The following is a 22,148-nucleotide window of genomic DNA, read 5'->3' as shown; positions in this document are numbered from 1 at the left end:
CGCAGGTTCTTGCCAGATTTGTTCCACCAATTCCTGAGACATGGTGGTGATGGTGTGGTTGCGTCAGGAAGGCCGGCCGTGGCAAAAAACGCAGTGACTGAGGAAGCCGCGACAACAGACAGCGCGGCAAAGGACGAGGTGACGAAAGACGCGCTGTTCGGCAAAGGTATCCGGCTGGCCCCGGAGAACTGGCGCCAGGCACGCTCCGCGAACAAGGCGGCGATGGTTCGCCGTCTGCCGCACATCGTGGCGTTGGTGCTGCGGTGGAGCTGGTCAGTGGACCGGGTCGCGCTGGTTCTCGTGGTGGGCTGCCAGCTCCTGTCGGGCGTCGTCATGGCCGTCAACCTGCTTGCCTTGCGCGACCTGTTCACCGGGCTCATCGCCGGCGGCCGGGGGCTGCCCGCGCTCCTGCCACCCCTCCTGGTCGTCGTCGCCGCGTCCGTGTGCGGTGGCACCTGCAAGTCGGTCAGCCTGCGGTTCTCCGGGCGCCTGGCCCCCCGGGTGGCGCACGCGGCCCAGAGCGAACTGCTCGGCAAGGCCTCGTACGCACGGCTCAGCGCGATCGAGGACCCGGAGGTCAACGACCTCGTCGCGGCGGGGCGGCGCGGTGTCGACGCCCTCAAGCGGGTGATCGACAGCAGTGTGCAGATGTGCAGCGGGCTGATCTCCGTGGTGACCGTGGGCTCGGTCCTGGTGGTGCTCGACCCGCGGCTGCTGCCCCTGCTCTTCCTCCCCCTGGTGCCACGGGCGTGGGCGTCGATCCACATCGCCGGCCGGTGGCACGCCTCGATGCGCCGCCGGCAACCCCTGTTGCGGCAGCTGGACATGCTGGCGCGGCTGCTCACCACCCGGGAGGCCGCGGAGGAGCTGCGCGCGCACCGGGTGCAGCGCTTCCTGCTCGGCCACCACGACCGGCTCTCGCTCGAGTCCGTGGCCGAGGAGATCTCGCTGGCGAACCGCGAGGCACGGGTCCAGATGATCACGAGCGCCGCGGCCGGTGGCGCGATGATGCTGACCTACGGCCTCCTGATCTTCGCCGCCGTCGAGGGGCAGATCCCCCTCGCCTTCGCCGCGACGGCCGCGCTCGCCATCCGGTCGGCGACGATGAGCGTCGGCTCGCTCCTCATCCAGGGGCAGCAGCTGTTCGAGGACACGCTCTACGTCTCCGACTGGGAGGAGGCGTGCCAGCGCGCCGAGGAGCTGTCCGACAGTGGCGGCGGGCAGCCGGTCGCCACCGCACCCGCCACCATCGCCACGAAGGGCCTGACCTTCCGGTACCCCAGCTCCCCCGCGCCCGTGTTGCGGAACGTCGACTTCACGATCCGGCGCGGTGAGGTCGTGGCCCTGGTCGGGGCCAACGGCTCCGGGAAGTCGACCCTTGTCAAGCTGCTCAGCGGGCTCTATCTGCCCACCGGCGGCACCGTCGAGTGGGACGGGGTGCCCACGGGTGAGCTGGACCGGGCCACGCTCTCCGAACACGTGGCGCTGGTCGCGCAGAAGCCCGTCGAGTGGCCGTTCACCGCCTCCGTCAACGTGGCCATCGGCCGCTCGCAAGCGGCCACCGACACGGATCGCCTGTGGTCCGCGGCCGAGGCGACCGGGGCGGATCAGGTGATCGAAAATCTCCGGGACGGCTGGGACGCGCTGCTCGCACAGCAATTCTGGGGCGGTACCAACCTGTCCGGCGGCCAGTGGCAGCGCATCGGCCTGGCACGGGCCTGGTACCGGGGCGCGCCGCTGCTGATCCTCGACGAGCCGACGTCCGCACTGGACCCGCAGACGGAGATCGACATCTTCGACCGGACCATGGAGCTGGCCAAGCAGGGGCACATGGTCGTCCTGGTGACGCACCGGCTCGCCTCGCTCTCGCGAGTGGATCGGGTCTACGTCTTCGAGCAGGGCGAGATCGTCGAACACGGACACCACGACCAGCTGATGCGAGCGAACGAGCGGTACGCGGACATGTATCGCATGCAGGCGGCACAGTTCGCCCGCCGTCCCGACCGGGACCGTTCCTTCGCCGGCACCAGCCGCGGCTAGCGGAGCTCCCGACCGACTGCTGACGAGGCCCGGCCCCAGACGCGTGATGTCGTGCACGACGTCCGGGGTCGGGCCCCGCTGACCACGCGCTACCGCGGCACGCTACGACGTGGCAGGTTGTTGGGCAGACTGGCCCAGTCCATCGACTCGTCCATCAGCCGGACCAGCGCCGCGCCCACGGAGTTGACTTCATAGAGCACATGGCGGCCCACTCGACGCCGGCTCACCAGTCCCGCTTCCGTCAAGGTGGCCAGGTGCTCGGACACCGTGCTGGGAGCGAGGCTGAGTTCGTCCGCGAGCCCCGCCGTCGTGTTCGGAGAATCCACCGCTTTCAGCACCATCGACCGGCCTCGCCCGATGAGTACGCCGAGCTTGCTCGTCGTACTGGCCTCGGCGGGGCGGGCCGCGGTGCCGCCGGTGTCGCCGACCGCCTCGGCGAGGGTCGCCACTCCCCCGGCCCGGTAGACGATCACGACGTTGCCCGCGTCGTCCGTCAACGTAGCGGGATCGTCCGTGTAGAAGATCAGCGGCATGACGTACGTGTGGCCACGCCGGTCAGATCCGGTGTCACCGCGACGACGAAACTGAGCTCCGCGGCGCGCCGACACCTGGGACAGCAGCACAGCGGGTCCCTCGGTCGCCAGCGTCTTCGCCCGGTGCAGCAGCTCGTCGTCGAGCAGGACGCCCATCCGGTTCCAGAGCGGCGCCAGCGCCAGCTCCCAGTACGCGGCGAAACCGTCGGCCAGCCAGTTCACCGCTTCGGTGGGATCGTCACCCGTCCCCGGCAGCGCTTCTCGCGGGACGTGTTTCGCCGCCCATTCGGCGAGCACCGCGTCGGCGCCGGACCGCAAGGCGGCCAGTTCCTTGCGCAACCCGAGCCCGGTGGGGACCGCCAACGGCCGCACGAATTCCGGCCAGGGAGCCGGTTGCTGTTCCTGCCACCACCGCACGGATGTGAGCTTCGGACTGTGCTGGAGATGCCGGTAGGCCCATTCCGACCAGCGCGTGTAGGGCCAGGGAGCCCGGTCGCCGTAGCGTCGAAGAATCGACAGGCTGGAAAGCGTATCCCACAGTTGGCTGGTGGTTATCCGCACTTCCGCACTGTCGACCCGAAATGACTCATCGGACATGTGCGGTGCCCGGCAAAGGCGCGGCACATGCATTTCGGTGAAGGGTGCCGCATTTGCCCGCTGACGGACCGCGATGCCGACAAATCGCATGGGACGAGGTCAGGGGAACGCCGCGGATGAAATCCCGACCGCCGGCCGAAACCCGTTCGCCGGCCGAATGGACCACCGTTCCCAGTGTTCGCCGGGAGCCAGTCATGACTCTGCTGCCTGCCACAGGAAACCCCCGTATCGCGTGGCGTTAGCTCAACTTTCCCACAAAGCCCAGACATCGGCGGCGGTCGCCGGCTGCCTCCAGCCCGTAGATAGAGTGCCGTGCATGTGCTTCGAGCGACCGTAGCATGGCGGCTACAGAACCGTGAACCCGCGATAATCCGCCCCGCCGACCCTCAGCCACATCGGCGCTGGTCACGGCGAATGTGCCGGATACGAAAGAACTTCCCGGCAACGCGACGCATCTCGGCTACGACTTCCGTCGAAATTGCGCGGCAGGGCGACGCCCGCTCCTTACCGAACATATAGACGACGCGCGAGTGCCCGCTTGCCGGCCTCGGCGAACAGGAGGGCCGCCGCCTCGCCGGTCCCCCACGGTCTGCCGTGGTGCGGCGACCTGCCACCAGCCGGCCGGTGGCTCCCGGTCGGCCGGCCAGGTCGAGTACTGCCCCAGGTCGTTCACGACCACCTCGTACCGTGGCATCCCACAGCGCTCCGCGGTGTTCGAGCGGACCGTGACGCACGCGTGCGCCCGCAGGGCGGGCGCACGACGAGCCGCCGCCATCGAGCAGCGGACCTTCGACTAGTGCGGTGTCCACTAACGTTCACCGGGTTCCGGTGGGGGTGTTGTGGATCCTCGCCGAATTGGCGAGCGACTCCCCACTGGTTGGTGGGGCGGGCCACAGCCGGCCAATTTGACCCTCGCGCCGCCCGGGTGGGCGGCGGGGGTCACGTCGGGACCGGCCGGTGCCGGGGAGGTGCCGGCCGGCTCGACGGTGCGTGACCACCCCGGGCAGCACAGGCAGGGCTGTGGGGGTGGTGGGTCCGCCGCCCGGGGTGCGGGTGGCGATGCTGGCCGCCGCGACGAGATCACGGTGGCCTGAGAACTGGCAGTGCGGGCAGGTCAGGGTCCGGCCCCGCGGCTTCGGCACGCGTCGCCGGCATGTCGGGCAGGTGGACGAGGTCCCGCGTTCGTTGACGAGGTGGACGGTGATGCCGGCGAGGGTGGCCTTGTCGGTCAGGATGTGCAGGAGTCGGCCGATCTGCCACTGCCGTAGCCGCAGGTTGTGCCGCCGCCCCGCCGACAGGTCCAGGACGCCGCGGGGGTCGCCGACGTGCAACACCCCCACCCGCTGGCCGACGGCCCAGTCGACGACGGTGCGGGCGGCTTCGTGTTGGGCCTGCCGCACCCGCCGCCGATGACGGCCCTCCACCTGGCGGGCGCGGGCCCGGTACTGGCGCCACCGGCGTGACCCTCGCTGGCCGGGTTTTGGCGCGCGGCGGGCGACGGCACGTTGGCGGGCTTTGGTGTCGGCCAGGTGCATGCGGTGCTCGGCGCGGATCGCCCGCCCCGACACCAACAGCCCCTCCCCGCCGGGGCCGGCGACGGCGTAGGGGTGGATGATTCCCACGTCCACGCCCGCCACCCGGCCGGGGTCCGGCCCCTCACCCGCCGGGTAGACCGTGATCGGGACTTCGGCGGTGACGTCGAGGAACAGCCGGCCACCCTCACACAGCAGGGTGATCGAGCGAACCTGCTCGACCGGATACGGCACCTGGCGCGCCAGGCGCACCCACAACGGCGCGGTGCCCCTCGCCGTGGGGATGCGCACCCGGCGGCCGTCGAGGGTGAACGTGCCGTGATACCAACGCACCGGCACCAACCCCCGCCGCCGCCTGGGGAACCGTGCCGACAGGTCACCGGCTGTGCGGCGTTTCGCCGCCGCGAACCACGCATCGGAAAACCGCCGCAACACCGACCGTGCACCCACCGAGTTCAGCTCGGCGAAGGTGCCCGGACCCGAGGCCGACAACTCCCGGCACAACTCCTGGTAGCCCGCCAGTGGTGGGTCATGGCGGCGACGCCGCCACGCGTTGACCTCCAGCACGCACGCCCACACATCGCCGGCCGAGCGCAATAGACCGAAACACCGCCGCCGCTGCCCGGGCGTCGCCCGCACCGCGACACGAGCGGTGCGATGCACCACCGGTGGCGCGGCGGGATCCCGACGACGAGGCACGAACCGAAGCCAACCCCACGGGTACGACAATTTCACGGTCGACGAACCCGGCAAAGGTTTGTGGACACCGCACTAGCCCCCGGCTGTCGCACGCTCCGTCAACCGACCCGTCTGCCGCCGCGCCAGCTCGGCGTACCGGCCGCCCAATGTCATCAGTTCCTCGTGGGTACCGCGCTCGACGATCTCGCCCTGATGCAGCACGACGATCTGGTCGGCGTCGCTGACCGTGCTGATCCGGTGTGCGATCACGATCCGGGTGCAGCCGAGCGCCGACAGTTCGGCGGCGATCGCCGCCTCGGTCAGGGTGTCCAGGTGGCTGGTCGCCTCGTCGAGCAGGAGCACGTTCGTCCTGGCCAGCAACGCCCGGGCGATCGCCAGCCGCTGCCGCTGGCCACCGGAGAGCGCGCCGCCGCCCTCACCGACGCCGGTGCTCAGGCCCATCGGCATGCGCTCCAGATCCGGCAGGAACTGCACCTTGCGCAACGCCTCGCGCAGCTCGTCGTCGGTGACGTCGAGCCGGCCGAGAGTCAGGTTGTCGCGGATGGAACCGCCGAAGATGTACGGGAACTGGGTGACCACGCCGAAGCGCTGGCGTAGCGGCTCCAGGTCGTACTCGTCGAGGGGCCGCCCGTCCACCAGGACGCTCCCGGCGCTCGCCCGCAGCAGCCCGGTGAGCAGCCGTACCAGGGTGGTCTTGCCGGAGCCGGTCGACCCGACCACCGCCACCTTCGACCCGGCCGCGACCCGCAGGTCGATGTTCTTGAGCACCAGCGGTGTGCCGAGGTCGTACCGGAAGTCGACCCCGCGCAGCTCGATCTCCCCGCGCAGCTCGACCGGCTGGTGGGCCTGGGGGCGCGCCGGCTCCGGTTCCTCGTCCAGCACGTCGTAGATGCGCTCCAGGTGGGACCCGATCGTCTGGAGGTAACGCAGCGCACCCATCACCTGCCCGACGGGCGCCAGCAGCAGCCCGGCGACGACGTTCAGGCCGAGCATCGTGCCGAGCGACATCCGGCCGGCCACCACCTGGACGACGCCGAACAGGAGGAGCACCAGCGGCGCGGCGACCTGGAACATCCCCATCGCCGACTCGTTGACGAGGTCCAGCCGCCGCCGCTCGAACCCGGCCCGCACCGACACGGTGAACCGGTCGGCCCACCGGCGCAACGCCCAGTTGGACAGCCCGGAACTCTTCAGGAACTCCGCCCCGGCCAGCGCGTCGATCGCGCTGCTCTGCGCCTTCGCGTCGGCGGCCAACTCGCGCTGGGCACGCTCGTGGACCAGCCGGATGGTGCTCAGCACGATGCCGAACTGGGCGACCGCCAGGACTGCGACCACCGCGGCGTACGCCGGGCTCAGCGCCACCAGCAGGGCGGTGTAGATGAAGACGAAGACGGTGTCGAGCAGGAGCGTGGCAAGCTGCGAGGTCAGCATGTCCCGCACCGCCATGTTGCTGCTCAACCGGCCCATCAGGTCGCCGGCGCCGCGGGTCTGGAAGTACGCGTACGGCAGCCGCATCAGGTGGCTCATGAAACGCTCACCCAGGGTGCCGTCGAGCCGACGTTGGAGCACCAGCAGCGCCAGCCCCCGGGAGAGGGTGGCGAGGGTGTGCGTCACGATGTACGCGCCCACGCCGAGGGCGAAGAGGGACAGGGTGTCCGCCCGCTGCCCGATGAGGACGTCCACGCCGTACTTCGTCGCCCATGCGGAGGCGAGCCCGAGCACCTGCACCACGGCCGAGAGCGCCACGGCCAACACCATGAGCAGCGGCGCCAGCCGGACCAGGTCGCGGAGGAACCGCAGGGCGAGGTGGTCGCGGATCGGGCGGCGCCGGCGCCGCATCGACTCTTCCGGCGTGAACTCCAGCACGGTGCCCGAGAACTCCGCGAAGAACTCCTCGTGCGTCAGCCGCCGCCGGCCGTGTCCGGGATCCACCATCCGGATCCGGCGCGGCCCGACCTTCTCCAGCACCGTGAAGTGGTCCTCGCCCCAGTGTGCGATGGCAGGCAGGCGGACGCTGGCCAGCCCGGCCTGGTTCACCCGCAGTCCCCGTGCGGCCAGCCCGTACTCGCGGGCCACCTCGAGGATGCGGCGGGCGCTGGTGCCGTCGCGTCCCACCCCGAAGTGGGCGCGCAGCTCCCGGACCTCGGTGGCGCGTCCCAGCCCGCCGAGCACCATGGCCAGGCAGCTCGGCCCGCACTCGGTGCTGCTCATCTGCACGATCACCGGTACGCGGGTCACGCTTCCTCCTCGGCGACGGCACGGGCGGCGGCGGTGGCCGGGCCAGGTGGTTGGCGGTCGCGGGGTGCCGCGCCGACCGGCGGAGCCAGCAGCAGGACGTTCGGCGTGAGGTCGGGCCGAGCGGCCCGCAGCAGTCCGTAGCCGATGCCGGCGGTGCCCATCAGCAGTCCCGGCACGTGCATCCCCTGCGGTACGCCGCAGAGCTCCTCGCCGGCGAGCACCGTCTCGGCGACCGCGCGCGTCGCCCTGCGCGCCGTCGCGACGAGCGTTCCGTCGCCGGTGGCCAGGCCGGCGGTGAGCAGGGCTTCCGCCAGGCCGAGGTCGCCGTGGCACAGGCAGTCGTTGCCGGTGCCGGTGAGCAGCTCACCCGAGGTGAGGCTGCGCCGCACCGAGGCGACCGCCGCGTCGAGGTCGGCGCGCACCTCGGGGATGCGCACGGTGCCGAGCAGGGCCGCGCGGGCCAGCGCGACGCCGGCCGCACCGTGACACCACGCGTTCATGAACGTGCCCGGCGGGGTGACGTCGCGGTGGTCGGGCCAGTTGGCTGCGGCGGCGTCGTACTGGAGGTGCTCGTACTGCACGGCACGCTCGGCCGCGTCGAGGTAGCGCTGCTCGCCCGTCACCCGGGCGATCTCGGCGAGTGCGTAGGCGATGCCGGACACCCCGTGCGAGAAGCCGAGCAGCGGCGATCGCGCGGGGATCGCGGACGGCCACGCCAACCCGGGGTCGTGGGCGGAGGCGGTGGCGAGCAGGTGGTCGCCCGCCGCCCGCAGCGCCACCGATGTCCGCTCGTCCGGCTCGACCGAGTGCAGGGCGCGCAGCGCGAGCGCCGCGCCGGCGGTGCCCGCGACCACGTCGAGGTCGCGGTCGCCGTCGAACCGCCGGAGCAGTTCCGGGACGAGCCGTCGTGCCTGGTCCAGCAGCGGTCGCGCTCGCCACAGCGCGCCGAGCTGGGTCAGCGCGTGGACGTAGCCGCCCAGTTCGCTGAAGCCCCCGATGCCGAGCAGGTCACGGTCGGTCTCCGGCCAGTCGAGCAGGGCGTCGACGTGTCCGCTGAGCATCGCGGCGATCGCCTCGGCCGCGGACCGGAACCGCGCCAGACCGGTCTGCTCGCCGAGTTGGCCGAGGAACACCGCGATCCCGGACAGCCCGCTGTAGCTCTCGAACGCCGTGGGTACGACGCTCCAGTGCCGGTCGGTGACGAGCGCGAGGGTCAGCCACACCGGCCGGGCCGGGTCGCCGAGCGCGGTCTCGAGGAGTCGGTCGCCGAGGCGGACGGCGGCACGCTCGGCGAGCGCCTGGTCGATCTCCTCGGCCGGCGCCACGCGCGTGCGGGGTGCGACGGCCTCCTGGCCGTCGCCGAGTTGCAGCGCGGCCAGCGACGCCGACACGGCCCAGCTCTGTTGGCGCAGGTCGGCGGCGGACAGCCCGGCGATCCGGTCCCGGACGAGGTCCAGTCCGCGGTGGGGGAAGAAGTCGCGTACGACGAGGCCGCGGTCGTCGTACAGGTCCCGGGAGTCGGGTCGGGTCCGGAAGAACGGGATGTCCCGCCGGGCGAGCTGCCGGATCTCACTGGCGGCGACGGCTCGGTCAGCCACCAGCTCGGGATGGCGGGTGGCGAGGACCTCGAACAGGCACTCCCGGTCCAGGGCGTCGCCCAGCACCACCGGGTGCCAGGACTCGCCGAGGATACGGCCGTACACCATGGTGGGCAGCACGATGAACCGGATCTCGTCCGCGGCGAACGCGGCAACCGGCCCGTCGGGTGCGGCCAGCTCGTCACGGTGCGCGAGCAGCAGCCGGTAGCAGGCTTCGAAACCGGAGACCAGGTCGGCCCTGTACCGGGCGGGGTCCACCGCGGTGCCGGCGACCGTCGGCAGGTTGTGCCCGCCGGGCATCTCCATGCGGGCCCGGGTCCGCCGCATCCGGTCGGTGCCGGTGTCCTGCCACCGCGGCACCTTCATCGGGCTCAGTTCCCCCCGCCCGCCGGCCATCCCGGACAGCTCGGTGGTCACCACCGCGTCGCCGTCCTGCTGGATCAGGCGCTGCGGCAGCAGGCCGATCGACAGCACGGACTCCTCGATGCGGTGCATCGCCTCGGCGGGCAGCACCAGCGGCCGGGTGTCGGTGGTCGGCCGAGCCTGCTGGAAGATCGCTTCCAGGTCGACGATCACCGGGTGCTCGCCGGCGGCGATGACGTTCTCCAGGTGGATGTCCGAGGCGCGCAGCAGGTACAGCAGGCTCAGGTAGGCGCCCTGGCGCCAGTAGAAGCGGCGCAGCCCCTCCTCGTCGGCGCAGCTCTCGGGGTGGACGAACTCGACCCAGCCGTACCCCGCCCGCTCCACGATGGTCAGCCGACGCAGTGGGCAGGCCATTCCCTTGGCGTTGAGCCAGTCGACCAGGGCGTAGAAGTGCGACTCGACGGCGAGCGGGCGCGGCTTGTAGACCACCTTGCCGCCGCCGGCGAAGGTGAGGATCGCGACGCTCCGCCCGCCGCGGTGCGTGTCGCCGGCACCGGTCTGCACCTCCACCAGATCGTCGAGCGAGGTAGCGGTCAGTCCGAACTCCGCGCGCAGCGCCGGCAGGTCGGCCAGCACGCGTCGGGCCAGCTCGCTCCGTACCGCCAGCCACGTCTCCATCTCGTCGACGAGCTCCCGGGTGAGCGTCGGATACTCGGCGAGGATCCGCAGGGCGTACGCGGGCTGGCGAAGCTGCCGGACGAAGTCGCCGAAGCGTGCTGCCGGCGTGTCACCGGAGAGTGTCCCTGCGCTGCGCGCGCGTTGCAGGTGGACCGCGAGCACCGGACTGATCATCGCCAGGTGGACCTCGTGGTTCGGCCGCAGCAACGGGTGGTGCGGCGGAATCCCGCCCCGGTGGCCGAGGTCGCGGGCGAGTCGGCGCACCTCCTCGTGCAACCGCTGCTGATAGCGGAGCGACAACGGGTGCACCAGCGCGAGCAGGTCGGCGGTCGGTCCCAGGTCGGCCGTCGGGCCGGCGTCGAACGCGGGCAGGTCGGCGGGATCGGTGGACCACGCCTGGGCCACGCTCGTCAGCCAGGACGGTGGCTGCGGCACCCGGTCGCGCAGGCTGTCGGAGGACTCCCCGAGGAGCAGCCCCAACTCCTCCTCGCTGAGGCCCGCCTCGTGCCACCGGGCGAGGTTCGGCTCCAGTCCGCCGGTGGCGGCCCGGACGGTCCGCCAGGCGTCGAGCCGGCGCGCGCCCCGGCTGCGGGCGGCCTCGGTGTCGGGCACCGGCACACGCCGCCGTTCCTCCAGGGACAGGGCAGCCCACCAGGCTGGTCGGTCGAACACGTCGCTGCCGAGGTCGGCGCGATCGCTCGTTGCGGTGTTGCGTGGGGCCATCACGTCTCTCCGTTGCGGCTCGTCACGATGGAACGGGTTCCGGGTGGGCGGGGACGGCGGACGCCTCCGCCCACCCGGTGACGCGACCGGAGTGCCGATCGCCATCGCGGGATCAGCAGCAGCCGACGCTGAAGATGCCGCAGGTGCCACAGATGCTGTGCTTGAAGGTGGAGATCGTGACCGTGATGGTGAAGCACACCGCGCTGCTACCACCGTTGATCTCCTGGTCGAGGTCGGTCAGGTCCAGCTGACCGATCGGGTCCTCGACGAGTTCCGGTCGTTCCGTCATTTCTGTCACCTCCCCTCGTCGGATCGCGAACCGTCGCTGTTCTGGCCGAGCGGGACGAGCGTTTCAGACGCTGGTTGTTTTCCGGTCGACGCTCGGTTCGCTGCCGATTCAGTCGCGGTAGAACCGGTGCCCGTCGGTCTTGACCGGTGAGCCGGCGGCGTCCAGTGTGGTTTCTGCCGTCATCGGGCGGCACCGGTTCCTGGCCGAGCCGAGTTTCCGATTCCGTCGCCTGTTCTGACCGCGGGCTCATCGCCGCCCGCCGCAATTGCCGCCCCCGTCGTCCGGGGTGGATCGGCAGGCGTGGCGACACTTCTTCTATCGATCGGAGAAATCATGGAAACTGCTGCGAGGGCGTGGAAGGACCCGGTCTTCCGGGCCACTCTCGACGACAGCGAACTCGCCATGCTGCCGGCCCACCCGGTCGGCCGGGTCGAGTTGGGTGAGATGGTCACGGACGGGACCCGGGGCGCCGGCACCGAGTCCACCGCGACGATGGGCTGCTGCAACGGGGAGCCCTACACCTTCCGCACCTGCCTCACCTGCTACCCGCTGTGGACCTGCCGCACCTGCTGGGGATGCTGATGAACAACACGGTTGTGCGCGCATGGAAGGACCCCGCCTTCCGCACCACGCTCGACGACGCCGACATCGCCCTCCTGCCGGAGAGCCCGGTCGGCGCCGTCGGTGGCCTGGACTCGGATCTGGCGGACATCTTCGGCGGTGACCGGGCGTTCACCTTCTACACCTGCTTCACCTGCCAGTGGGGCAGCCTCGGCTGCACCAACACCTGCTGGATCATGACGGCCGGATGCACGTCGGGAAGCTGCTGACGGCGGTCGGCGAACCGCATTCCGGTACCGACGACTGACCGATTTCCACGCAGGCCGGGGTGGGCATCGTGGTGACGGTGTCCACCCCGGGCCGGAGGGCCGGGCCACGACAGCCGCGGCCGCCCCGGACGCGGATAAATGAGGGCGGAGAAATGTTCGACGAGATTCTTCAGGCGCCGAACTGGTGGCGTGGCCTGACCCGGTCCGAACGGGTCGGAGGCACGCCGTCAATCACGGAGGAGCAACACGACTACGGCCGCCGCCGGCGGGACGCCTGGCGTGGCGGCCACATCCTGCGCGGCACCGACATTTCGCTCGACCGGTGGGAACGACTCGGGCTGGCCGAGGACGGGATCGTCGAGCTGCTGGCCGAACCGGCCGAGTCGCTCGCCGCCAGGATCCCCGACCGGCCGGCCTGGCTGGGCGTGATCGCCGAGGCGTGGCGGCGGTTCGGGTCGACGCGCCTCGACGACCTCGCCGGCGGCGGCCCGGCGACCGGATGCGATCACGACGACCACGACCACGGGCACGACCAAGCCGGGAACGTGGTGTTCCTGAACCTGATCGCGCCGTTGCTGGCGTGGGGCCAGGAGGAGTTGGGCAACCGGGTGGCCCGGCTGGCGGCCCGGCACGGCCACGACGGCCGCCTGCCGGCGGACCACTCGCTGCTGCAACCGCCGCTCGATCGACTCCTGCAAATGATCATCTCCGTCATGATCCTCGAGGTGAACGTGGCCCGGGTGGAGGGCCGGCTGGCCGGGGTGACACCGGCCGAGCGGATGTCGTCGTTCATCGCGCAGATCCGTACGCCCGAGACGGCGCTCGGCATCCTGGCCGAGTACCCGGTGCTCGCCCGGGAACTGGTCACCTGCCTGCGCACCACCGTCGACGTCCGGGCCCGGTTCGCCGAACGGCTCCTCGCCGACCTGCCCGAGCTGCGGCAGACCTTCGGTGGGGACTGGCACGGACTGGCCGACCTGGCCCGGGTGAGCTTCGGCGCCGGTGACACCCACCGCGGCGGCCAGACCGTCGCGATCCTCACCTTCACCGACGGCCGCAAGCTGGTGTACAAGCCACGCAGCCTCAGCGTGGAGGTCCACTTCAACCAGGTCCTCGACTGGCTCAACGGCCACGGGCTCCGCCACCCGCTGCGGCCGCTGCTCGTCCTCGACCGGGGCGGGTACGGCTGGGTGGAGCACGTCGACGTCGCGTCGTGCGAGCACGAGGAGCAGGTGGACCGCTTCTTCTGGCGGCAGGGCGCGTTCCTGGCGCTGTTCCACGCCCTCTGCGGCTCGGACCTGCACCTGGAGAACGTCATCGCGGCCGGGGAGCACCCCGTCCCCGTGGATCTGGAGGCGATCTTCCAGGTGCTGCCCCGGGTCACCGGGGCGCAGCTGGCGCCGCTCACCTTCGGCGAGGCGCCCCGCGTGGTGCGGGACTCGGTGCTCCGGGTCGGCCTCCTGCCCGAGCGCATCATCACCGCCGACGACGAGGGCATCTACGACGCGGAGGTGAGCGGCCTGGCCGGCTCCGGCGGCCAACTCTCACCCGCCCGCCTGCCCACCTTCGTCGCCGGCGGCACCGACGAGATGCGGGTCGTGCGGGACCGCCGGGAGATGCCGGAGACGCAGAACCGCGTACGGCTGGACGGCCGGCCCGTCAACGCGCTGGCCCACACCGACGCCCTCGCCGCCGGCTTCACCGACTGCTACCGGATCATCGCCGCCCACCGCGACGACCTGCTCGCCGCCGGCGGACCGATCGCCCGGTTCCGCGACGACGAGGTGCGGTTCATCCCCCGCCCCACGATGACGTACGGCCGGGTCCAGTCGGAGTCCTGGCACCCGGACCTGCTGCGCGACTCGCTCGACCGGGAGATCTTCCACGAGGTGCTCTCCTCCGCGTTCGTCGACCTGCCGGACCGCGACGTGCTGTTCGGCAGCGAACATCGACAGCTCGCCGACCAGGACATCCCGGCGTTCCACACCACTCCCGGCTCGACGGACCTCTACGACGCGCAGGGGGTGGTGGCCCACGACTTCCTGGAAACCAGCGGACTGGCGGCCGTGCGGGCGCGGATCGGCGCGATGTCCGAGGAGGACCTGCGGCGACAGCTCTGGTGCATCCGCGCCTCCATGTCCGGGCTCACGGTGGGTACGCCCCGCGCCGAGCGGGTCGAGTCCAGGCCGCTGCCGGAGGCGCCGATCGACGCCGATCTCGCCGTGCGGGCCGCCCGGTCGATCGCGGACCTGCTGCTCGACGCCGCGCTGGCCGCCGACGGCGAGGCGCCGTCGTGGCTGTCGGTGAACTTCATCGGCGACCGGTACTGGAAGGTCGGTCACGCCGGCATCGACCTGTACAGCGGGGTCGCCGGAGTCGCCCTGTTCCTCGGCCAGCTCGGCGCGGTCACCGGCGACGCCCGGTTCCGCCGGCCCGCCGAACAGCTCGCCGCCCAGCTCGCCGAGGTGACCCGCCAACTCGCCGCCAGCCCGGACCGGGGGGCCGGGCTGCCGATCGGCGGCTTCAGCGAGCTGGGCGGCCTCGTCTACGTGCTGGGCCAGCTCGCCGAGGTGTTGCGGGCGCCCGCGCTCGTCGACGCGGCCCGGCAGGCCGCGGTGCTGTGCCAGGAACGGTTCGCCGAGGACAAGGTGCTCGACGTGATCAGCGGCACCGCCGGGGCGGCGCTGGCGATCCTCGCCCTGCACGACGCCCATCCCGACGAGCAGACCCTCGACGCCCTCAAGGCGGCCGGCAGGACGATCGCCGACCGCGCGATCGACGTGCCCGGCGGGACAGGATGGCAGGTCGAGTACGAGAACGCGCCGGCGCTGCTCGGGTTCTCCCACGGCGCCAGCGGCATCGGGTACGCACTGGCCCGGATCGCCCAGCTCACCGGCGACGACCAGCTCGCCGAGGTGTGCGGGCGGGCGTTGCGCTTCGAGCGGCACCACCTGTCGCCGGAACGCCGGAACTGGCCCGACCTGCGGGTGATCAGTGGTCCGGGCGCCTTCATGAACGCCTGGTGCCACGGCGCCGCCGGGATCGGACTGGCACGCGCGGCGATGCTGCGACTGCCCGTGCTGGCTCCCTGGCACGACCTGATCCGCGAGGACCTGCACATCGCGACCGGCAAGGTCCGCGGCGACCTGGTCGCCGACGGGCGGTACACGGGCATCGGCAACGACTCCATCTGCCACGGCGACCTCGGGTTGGTCGAGACCCTGCTGGCGGCCAGTTCGGCACTCGGCGAGCCGGACGGCGCGGCGCTGGGTCTGCGGTGCGCGCGGGCGATCGCCGAGCAGGTCCTCGCCGGCGCGCCCCGGGCCGGGGTCCCGGAGCAGGTCAGCACGCCCGGGCTGCTGATGGGGCTCGCCGGCATCGGCTACGGCCTGCTCCGGGTGGCGATGCCGCACCGGGTGGCGAACGTCCTGCTGCTGGACGCCCCGGGGCACGGCGGCGATCCGGGCCGGCCGGCCGAGCGAGGGCACCAGGTGGTGGCCGCCTGAGCGTCGCGCCCCCGTCGGGACGGGGCGATCCGGGTGTCGGGAGGCGGCACCCGGATCGCCCCGTCGTGATCTGCCGGTCAGGAATCGGTGGGCACGGCGAGCGGGCGCAGCAGCGACAGGTCCACGTCCTCCCCGAGCAGGATCGTCCGTTCCAGCCGCTGGATCTGGGCCCCCGGGTCGATGCCCAGCTCCTCCCTGAGCAGGCAGCGCAGGTGCCGGGCGACGCTGAGGGCGTCCGCCCGCCGGCCGGTCTCGTAGAGCGCGGTCATCAGCAGCTCCCGGAAGCGTTCCCGCAGCGGGTGCGCGACGACCAGGCATTCCAGCTCCGGTATCAGGACGTCGTGCCGGCCGCAGGCCAGACCCGCGCGCAACCACAGCTCGGTCGCGGCGAGCCGGCGCTCGGTCATCCGGATCCGCTCGGCCGCGACCACGGGGGCGTTCCCGACGTCCGCCATGGCCGTTCCGCGCCACAGCGCCATCGCCTGGCCGAAGTGCGCCATCGCCTCCTCGTACGCCGCCGTCGCGAGCGCCCGTCGGCCGTCCGCGCAGAGCGCGTCGAACCGGTCCACGTCCAGCTCGCCCGGGGACACCCGCAACTCGTACCCGGCGGGCCGCGTCCGCAGGACTTCGCCGTCAGGGTCGTCCAGGCTCCGGCGGAGTCGGTGGACGTACTGTTGCACCAGCTTGCGTTGGCTGCCCGGCGCCTCCTCCGGCCACAGCTGCCGCACCAACTCGCCGCAGGGCACGACGTGGTTCGACCGGACCAGCAGGACCGCGAGCAGCGTGCGCCACTTGTCCTGCCGAAAGTCCTGCCAGGTGCCGTCGGCCGACTTCGTCTGTACGGGACCGAGTATCCGGTATCGGATCGATTCGGGCAGGGCCACGCTTCCGCCTCCCACATCAGTGCGACATCCGTCTCGTTCACCGGGTCACCGCCTCCCGCCGTGCCTGAGCGGCGACGGACGCACGAGCCGTACCCGGACCGGCCGGACCGGGAGCGGTCTGCCGGGTCCTCCGCCGCCGCGCGCTCCTGCCGCGACGGCGAGGCCCCTTCAGCCTCGGGAGGACCGGTGTGTCCGGCAAGGACAGACGCCTGTCCCGGTCACGGCCGCCATGTCCGGCCTGGTCAGCGCGGTACCTCGGACCTGTCCGGACAGCTCACCGCCCGAACCCGGCCCCCGCCGATCGAGTTGTGGCGATAGCCTGTGGGCCATGTCGGCCGGAGCCACGGGGGACGAACGACCGGATGAGGCTGCCACCGTCGCTGAACTCGTCGCGCTCATGGCACGGCTCAAGCAGCGGTCCGGGTGTACGTACCGGCAGCTCGAACAACGGGCCGTCGCGGGCGGCGAAGCGCTGCCGCGCAGCACCATCGCCGACGTCCTGCGCCGGCCGGCGCTACCGCGCGCCGAGCTCCTCGCCGCGTTCGTCCGCGCCTGCGGGGGCGACCAGGAGGACGTGGAGGTCTGGCTGCGGGCACGGGATCGACTGGGCGCCGCGACCGAGCCCGCGGCACCGCCCCCGGACGCACCCGATCCGGGTGACGCCCCACCGGTCCGACGCAGGTGGCCGATGCTGCGCCCTGCCGTCGCCCTGCTGGCTGCCGCCGGCCTGGCGATCCCGCTTGCGGTGTGGGCGACGGACCAGCGAGAGCATCGTGACCAGCCAGACCGTCAGCCGGAGCGGCCCGTCGTCTCCGGCAGCCTGGACCTGCCAGAAGAGGGGGCGTGGGCGCAGATCCATCCGGTCGGCTCACCCGCCTTGTGCCTTTCGGAAGGGCGCGAGCACACCGGCCGGTACCAGGGCTCGGTCGCGACCCTGCAGTCATGCGACAAACCCGACCTGCCCCGCACCCGCCTCGAACCCGTCCGCGACAACCTCGTCCACATCCAGTGGGATCATCCTCAGTTCGGCCTCGGCTGCCTCACCGTCCTGAAGTCACCACCGGCCCAGGACATGCTCGAACCCTGGACGGACTGCAGCGCCAGCAGGAGGGAACAACTTTTCGCCGCCGAGAAGGTCGACATCCCGGTCCCGGGCGGCTACCGGCTGCGGCCGGCGGCCAGCGGGCTGTGCATCGGCATCCGGGACGACGCCCGCACGCCCATCGGCGCGGAGGCGATGCAGGGGCCGTGCACCGGCGAGGCCCACCAGGAGTTCCTCATCGAGCTGACCCCGGCGTCCTGACGAGGGTCGGGCGTCGCACGTCCAGCGGTCCTTGGCCCGCCTCCTTGGTCCGGAGGCCACGACCCGGAGCGATGGCCGCCACCCCGCGGAAGGCCGCACGGGTCCGGATCGCAGCCGACGGGAAACGGGCCTGATTCCTGTCGGTGGGGTCCTCTACTGTCCGCGGACGTGAACGCAGTGCAGACGTACCGGTATCTGGGGTCCTCCGCGTTGGGACAGGATGGACTCGCCCTGCAGACGAGTGGCGGGCCCGCGCCGAACCCGCGGTTCTTCACCGGCTTCCTCACCACCCCGCACGCGGCGGCCGTCGGCCTGCTGGCGGTCGCGGAGGTGGCCCGGACCCGGTACCACCGGCCGGTCAGCCCGGCGAGCCTCGACCCCGTGGTGACCGGCAGTCGGGACCGGCTCCGGTTCGAGTCCTTCTCCGGCTGCTGCGGGGTCTACGCCCGCCTCGACGCCCTGCCCGACGGCCTGGACGGCGACGTGGTGGAGCACGGCACCACCAACGTCGACGTCAACAACCCGCTGCGGGAGGCCCTGGCCCGGGTCGGCGGCCTCGACCCGCTGCACCTGTCGGTCGGCCCGGAGGACCTGACCGTCTCCACCATGGACGGCGCTGTGGTGGAGAAGAAGGTCCCGCTGCCGGTGCGTTGGCTGCGCGGCTTCGCCGAGGTGCAGGTGCTGGCCGCGAGGTTCGAGCCCCGGGCGGAGGTCCCGGCGGCCGAGGCGGCGGCGTTCCTGCGCCGGCTGCCCACGACCGCCGACCGGTCGGTGCTCTGGGTGGTGCCGGCCGGGCGGTCGCTGCGGCTGACCTCCCGGCCCGTGCCCGGCGCGGTCTGCCTGGCCGGGGCGAGCCGGCTGGCCGCCCTGCGCCCGATGCTGCGGTTCGCCCGGACCCTGCGGGTATACGGGCCGACCGTCGCGGCCGGGTCGGCACCCGTACCGAGCACCTGGGAGCTGGACACGGGTGCGCTGCGCCTCTCCCTGACCCTCTCCCCCGAGCCGTACCGCGGGTTCTCCGGCGAAGGCGCGGCGCTCACCGCGCTGGCCGGGGACGAGGTCGTCGACGACGCCGACCTGGTCGCCGCCCTGCTCTCCTGGGACCCGGCCATCGACGTGGACCGGCTGGCGGCGGAGGCCGGGATCGACGCGGCACGGGTCCGGGGCGCGCTGGCGCAGCTCGGCACCGCCGGGCGGGTCGGATACGACGTCTCCGAGGCCGCGTACTTCCACCGGGTGATGCCGTACGACGCGGGCCGGGCGGAGCGGGACAATCCGCGTCTGGTCGGCGCGCGGGCGCTGCTCGACGCCGGGGCGGTCGAGTGGGACGGGACGTCCGCCACGATCCGCAGCGGCGACCAGGTGTACCGGGTCCGCCGCCTGCCGGACGGCGGGTTCACCTGCACCTGCCCGTGGTGGGCGAAGCACCGGGGGCAGCGGGGACCGTGCCGGCACGCGCTGGCCACCCGGATGCTGACCACCGGCCAGGTCGAGGAGCGGGTGTGAGCCGGGCCCAGCAGAGGCTGCTGATGAAGAGCACCGTACGGCGGCGTCGGGAGCTGGCCGCCGGCGGGACCAGCGATCTGTTCGACCTGGTCCAGAACGGCTCCGCCACGCTGGTCGCGGACGCCCTGGCCGGCCTGCCCGAGCAGCGCCGCAGGGAGATCGGCGTCGAGCTGACCGCCTGGTTCAAGGAGCGGAACCGGTCGACCTGGTGGACGGTCGGGTCGGCCACCGCACTGGCGGTCGCCGTGGTGGGCTGCCTGCCCAGCGCAGCACAGGCGGCGGCGATCCTCGCCCGCAACTCGGTCAACCCGAACGGCGAGCGGGCCGCCGCCCTGCTGTCCGGCGTCGCCGAGGAGCGCGGCATCACCTGGCTGGGCGACCTGGCGCACCGGCTGGCCGGGAAGGCCAACCAGCAGACGTGGGTCGAGCGGTGGCGGTTCGTCGCCGCGCTCCTGCGTGCGGAGGGGGTCGCCCCGCCGACCGACGACCGGTTCGTGGAGCTGTGGCTGGGCGCGGTGGAGCTGCCGGACCGGCGCCGTTCCGGGCCGCCGGCCCCCGTGGTGGACCGGTTGCGCAGCGACCCGTTCCTGGCCGCCATGCTGCCCCGCCTGTTCGAGGTGGACGGTCTCGGTTCGCGGATGATGTTCGACGAGGTCGCCACGACCTGGGAGGAACGGGAGCGGCACGTCCTGCCGACCGCGCTGGCGCGGCTCGCCGCCGAGGGGGTCGTCGACCGGACGATGCTCATCGACGGCTCACTCGGCCGGCTGCTGCGCGGCGACCGGGCGGCGGCGCTGCGCGCCTTCACCACCCTGCTCCACGAGCTGGCCCCGACCACCGCCGAGGTCGCCGCCCGCGCCACCGACTACCTCCGCCTGCTCACCGACGCGCCGGCTCCGGTCGCCACGATGGCGCAGAAGGCGTTGCGGGATCTGCCCGACCTGGAGGTCGAGGCGGTGCTCGACGCCTCGCGTGAGGTGCTGCTGCGGCCGGACAAGACGCTCGTACGGGCGCAACTGGCCTGGCTGGACCGGTTGGCCCGCCAACACCGGGACCGGGCGGTGGAGGTCGCCGAGGTGATCGGGGTGGCGCTCGGGCATCCCGCCGTCGAGCTACGCGACCGGGCGAGCACGCTGGCCGCCCGGCACGGCCACGACCCGGCGACGGTCGGGACCGGCCCGGCGGTCACCCGGCCGCGCGGGGACGACCTTCCCCCGCCCGCGCCGCCCGCGCCGGTGCCCGACCCGATCACCGACGTGGACGAACTGGCCGAGGAGGTCGCCGCCCTACTCGGCACACCGTCGCACGGCGCACCGCTGGACCGGATCCTCGACGGGCTGGTCCGGCTCACCACGGCCGAGGGCCCACGGGTGCACGCCGCCCTCGCCCCCGTCGTCGACCGCCGTCACTGGTCGTGGGGCAACGAGCACCGCTACGACCCGCTCTGCCTCTGCGAGGTGCTGGTCGACCTGTTCCACACCGCCGGCTCCACCGAGCAGCAGCCCCGGCGCCGCAGCCGGTGGGCGGCGCTGCTGGCCGCCGTACGCCGGACCGACCGGACGCCGTCGGCGCCGGAGCTGGCCACCACCGATCCCCGGGTGCCCCCGCCGCACCGGCTGCTGCGGGCCCGGCTCGCCGAGATCGGCGCGCACGTCGACGAGCCGGGGCAGCCCGGTCTGCTGGCCGCCCCCACCTCCGCCAACGGCCTGCTCGACCCGCTGGCGCTGGTGGAGCGGCTCGCGGCGTGGGGCGACCGGACGCCCTGGTACTGGGACCTGACCCAGGCTCTGCTGCGCCTGCCCGCCGACGCCGACGACGCGGTGGCGAACAAGGCGGCGGCGCTGGGCACGCCGGCCGGGGAGCGGCTCGCCGCCTGGCTGCGCGGCGGCGGGCTGCCGCAGCCGGTCATGCGGGCCACCACCGTCACCCGGCGGCCCCGCAAGGCCGGCTACGACTGGGAGTTCGACCAGCTTGTGCCGGAGCGGATCCTGGTCGAGCTGCGCCCGCCCGACGGGTACGACGACCGGTACGGCCTGCTGACCGCCGACCCGGCGCCGATCGGGGTCGGGTACTCCGGCTGGGTGAGAATGTGGCCGTCGATCCTGCCGGGGCACCGGGGGGTGGTCGCCGCGTACACCCTCCCGTTGGTCGCCGGCGCGGCGGACATGGACGAGCGCGACGGCGCCGTGGTGCTGCCGCTACTCGCCGAGAGTAGCGGCGTCGGCGGGGTGGCTCTCGACCTCGCCCTGGCCTACGGTCTCGGGGCCCGGCACGGCGCGGACCGGGTCGCCGCCCTGGACGCCCTGCTCGGGCTCGCCGGGGCGGGGCAGTTCGACGCCGCCGGGGCGGGTGAGCAGCTCGGCCGGCTGGTCGCCAGGCAGTTGGTGAAGCTGACCCGGGTGGTGGAGCCGCTGCGGGACGCCGCCCTGGCCGGGGCGCCGCTGACCGTGTGGCGGCTGGTCGCCGCCGCGTTGCCGGCGGTACTCGCCGCGCCCAGGCCGCCGCGCGGCCTGCCCGACCTGCTGACCCTGGCGACGGAGACGGCCACCGCGACCGGTGTCCGGATCGAGGTGCCCGGCCTGGGCGAGGTCGCCGGCCAGGGCGGCTCGTCCCGTCTGGTCACCGAGGCCCGGCGCCTGCACAAGGCGCTCACCACGGCCTGAGACCTGTGGATGCTCCGGCGGGTCTCCCGATCCGCCGGAGCATCCCCGGCGTCGCCCCGGGGCGACGGGCCGCCGATCCGACGCGCCCCCGCCCCGCCCGGCGGTGTCCCGCCGAGGGCCGCTCGGCCCGGTTGATCCGGTCTGGCGAACTACCGCAGGGAGAGAT

At 72.8% G+C, this 22,148-nt stretch carries 14 protein-coding genes; 7 read left to right on the top strand and 7 right to left on the bottom strand.

Annotation, left to right across the window (positions count from 1 at the left end; all coding sequences use genetic code 11):
* Nucleotides 1–138 precede the first annotated feature (138 nt).
* A complete protein-coding gene (locus ABT006_RS13710; RefSeq protein ID WP_350706135.1) occupies nt 139–2,040 on the top strand; it encodes an ABC transporter ATP-binding protein in 1,902 nt (633 codons plus the stop codon).
* Between the two features lie 89 nt (nt 2,041–2,129).
* Here the strand turns inward: ABT006_RS13710 and ABT006_RS13705 are convergent, their stop codons facing one another.
* The 6 genes from ABT006_RS13705 to ABT006_RS13680 all read right to left on the bottom strand — a co-directional run bounded on the left by ABT006_RS13705 (nt 2,130) and on the right by ABT006_RS13680 (nt 11,290).
* On the bottom strand, nt 2,130–3,260 hold the full coding sequence (locus ABT006_RS13705; RefSeq protein WP_350706133.1) for an ArsR/SmtB family transcription factor: 1,131 nt from the start codon (nt 3,258–3,260) through the stop codon (nt 2,130–2,132).
* A 370-nt stretch (nt 3,261–3,630) separates the two neighbouring features.
* Nucleotides 3,631–3,864 carry an MbtH family NRPS accessory protein gene (locus ABT006_RS13700; protein ID WP_350706131.1) on the bottom strand — a complete coding sequence of 78 codons (234 nt, stop codon included), beginning with the start codon at nt 3,862–3,864 and terminating at the stop codon, nt 3,631–3,633.
* Between the two features lie 121 nt (nt 3,865–3,985).
* Nucleotides 3,986–5,341, bottom strand: a complete 1,356-nt coding sequence (locus ABT006_RS13695; RefSeq protein ID WP_350706129.1) for an RNA-guided endonuclease InsQ/TnpB family protein — start codon at nt 5,339–5,341, stop codon at nt 3,986–3,988.
* Nucleotides 5,342–5,473: 132 nt separating this feature from the next.
* Entirely contained in the window at nt 5,474–7,639 is a 2,166-nt protein-coding gene (locus ABT006_RS13690; protein ID WP_350706127.1) for a peptidase domain-containing ABC transporter, read from the bottom strand.
* Nucleotides 7,636–11,001 carry a type 2 lanthipeptide synthetase LanM family protein gene (locus ABT006_RS13685; protein ID WP_350706125.1) on the bottom strand — a complete coding sequence of 1,122 codons (3,366 nt, stop codon included), beginning with the start codon at nt 10,999–11,001 and terminating at the stop codon, nt 7,636–7,638. The genes ABT006_RS13690 and ABT006_RS13685 overlap by 4 nt, the downstream gene beginning before the upstream one ends.
* Before the next feature lie 112 nt (nt 11,002–11,113).
* On the bottom strand, nt 11,114–11,290 hold the full coding sequence (locus tag ABT006_RS13680; protein WP_176737180.1) for a hypothetical protein: 177 nt from the start codon (nt 11,288–11,290) through the stop codon (nt 11,114–11,116).
* 333 nt (nt 11,291–11,623) lie between these two features.
* Here ABT006_RS13680 and ABT006_RS13675 point away from each other — a divergent pair, with 333 nt between their 5' ends.
* The 3 genes from ABT006_RS13675 to ABT006_RS13665 all read left to right on the top strand — a co-directional run bounded on the left by ABT006_RS13675 (nt 11,624) and on the right by ABT006_RS13665 (nt 15,626).
* Complete coding sequence (locus ABT006_RS13675; RefSeq protein ID WP_350706123.1) at nt 11,624–11,872, top strand: mersacidin/lichenicidin family type 2 lantibiotic; 249 nt, start codon at nt 11,624–11,626, stop codon at nt 11,870–11,872.
* On the top strand, nt 11,872–12,120 hold the full coding sequence (locus ABT006_RS13670; RefSeq protein ID WP_350706121.1) for a mersacidin/lichenicidin family type 2 lantibiotic: 249 nt from the start codon (nt 11,872–11,874) through the stop codon (nt 12,118–12,120). Before ABT006_RS13675 ends, ABT006_RS13670 begins: the two co-directional genes overlap by 1 nt.
* A gap of 152 nt (nt 12,121–12,272) precedes the next feature.
* On the top strand, nt 12,273–15,626 hold the full coding sequence (locus ABT006_RS13665; RefSeq protein WP_350706119.1) for a type 2 lanthipeptide synthetase LanM family protein: 3,354 nt from the start codon (nt 12,273–12,275) through the stop codon (nt 15,624–15,626).
* A gap of 77 nt (nt 15,627–15,703) precedes the next feature.
* Here the strand turns inward: ABT006_RS13665 and ABT006_RS13660 are convergent, their stop codons facing one another.
* Nucleotides 15,704–16,510 (bottom strand): AfsR/SARP family transcriptional regulator, encoded by an 807-nt coding sequence (locus tag ABT006_RS13660; protein WP_350706117.1) that lies wholly within the window; start codon nt 16,508–16,510, stop codon nt 15,704–15,706.
* Between the two features lie 328 nt (nt 16,511–16,838).
* Between ABT006_RS13660 and ABT006_RS13655 the strand changes: the two genes are divergently transcribed.
* The 3 genes from ABT006_RS13655 to ABT006_RS13645 all read left to right on the top strand — a co-directional run bounded on the left by ABT006_RS13655 (nt 16,839) and on the right by ABT006_RS13645 (nt 21,982).
* Entirely contained in the window at nt 16,839–17,813 is a 975-nt protein-coding gene (locus tag ABT006_RS13655) for an RICIN domain-containing protein (protein ID WP_350706115.1), read from the top strand.
* Between the two features lie 168 nt (nt 17,814–17,981).
* Nucleotides 17,982–19,319: an SWIM zinc finger family protein gene (locus ABT006_RS13650; RefSeq protein WP_350706113.1), complete on the top strand. Its 1,338-nt coding sequence runs from the start codon at nt 17,982–17,984 to the stop codon at nt 19,317–19,319.
* Nucleotides 19,316–21,982, top strand: coding sequence for a DUF6493 family protein (locus ABT006_RS13645; RefSeq protein WP_350706111.1), 2,667 nt, complete (start codon nt 19,316–19,318; stop codon nt 21,980–21,982). The genes ABT006_RS13650 and ABT006_RS13645 overlap by 4 nt, the downstream gene beginning before the upstream one ends.
* The last annotated feature ends 166 nt before the right edge of the window (nt 21,983–22,148 follow it).

It is taken from the genome of Micromonospora sp. NPDC002717, assembly GCF_040295705.1.
In the GTDB taxonomy this organism is placed as follows: domain Bacteria; phylum Actinomycetota; class Actinomycetes; order Mycobacteriales; family Micromonosporaceae; genus Micromonospora.
This window is presented reverse-complemented; position numbering and strand designations above follow the sequence as displayed.

Excerpts from the sequence above, each read along its gene's own strand:
- ABT006_RS13670 (WP_350706121.1), top strand. The coding sequence starts at position 11,872 with ATGAACAACACGGTTGTGCGCGCATGGAAGGACCCCGCCTTCCGCACC.
- ABT006_RS13675 (WP_350706123.1), top strand. The coding sequence starts at position 11,624 with ATGGAAACTGCTGCGAGGGCGTGGAAGGACCCGGTCTTCCGGGCCACT.
- ABT006_RS13680 (WP_176737180.1), bottom strand. The coding sequence starts at position 11,290 with ATGACGGAACGACCGGAACTCGTCGAGGACCCGATCGGTCAGCTGGAC.
- ABT006_RS13705 (WP_350706133.1), bottom strand. The coding sequence starts at position 3,260 with ATGCGATTTGTCGGCATCGCGGTCCGTCAGCGGGCAAATGCGGCACCC.
- ABT006_RS13700 (WP_350706131.1), bottom strand. The coding sequence starts at position 3,864 with ATGCCACGGTACGAGGTGGTCGTGAACGACCTGGGGCAGTACTCGACC.
- ABT006_RS13665 (WP_350706119.1), top strand. The coding sequence starts at position 12,273 with ATGTTCGACGAGATTCTTCAGGCGCCGAACTGGTGGCGTGGCCTGACC.
- ABT006_RS13655 (WP_350706115.1), top strand. The coding sequence starts at position 16,839 with ATGTCGGCCGGAGCCACGGGGGACGAACGACCGGATGAGGCTGCCACC.
- ABT006_RS13685 (WP_350706125.1), bottom strand. The coding sequence starts at position 11,001 with ATGGCCCCACGCAACACCGCAACGAGCGATCGCGCCGACCTCGGCAGC.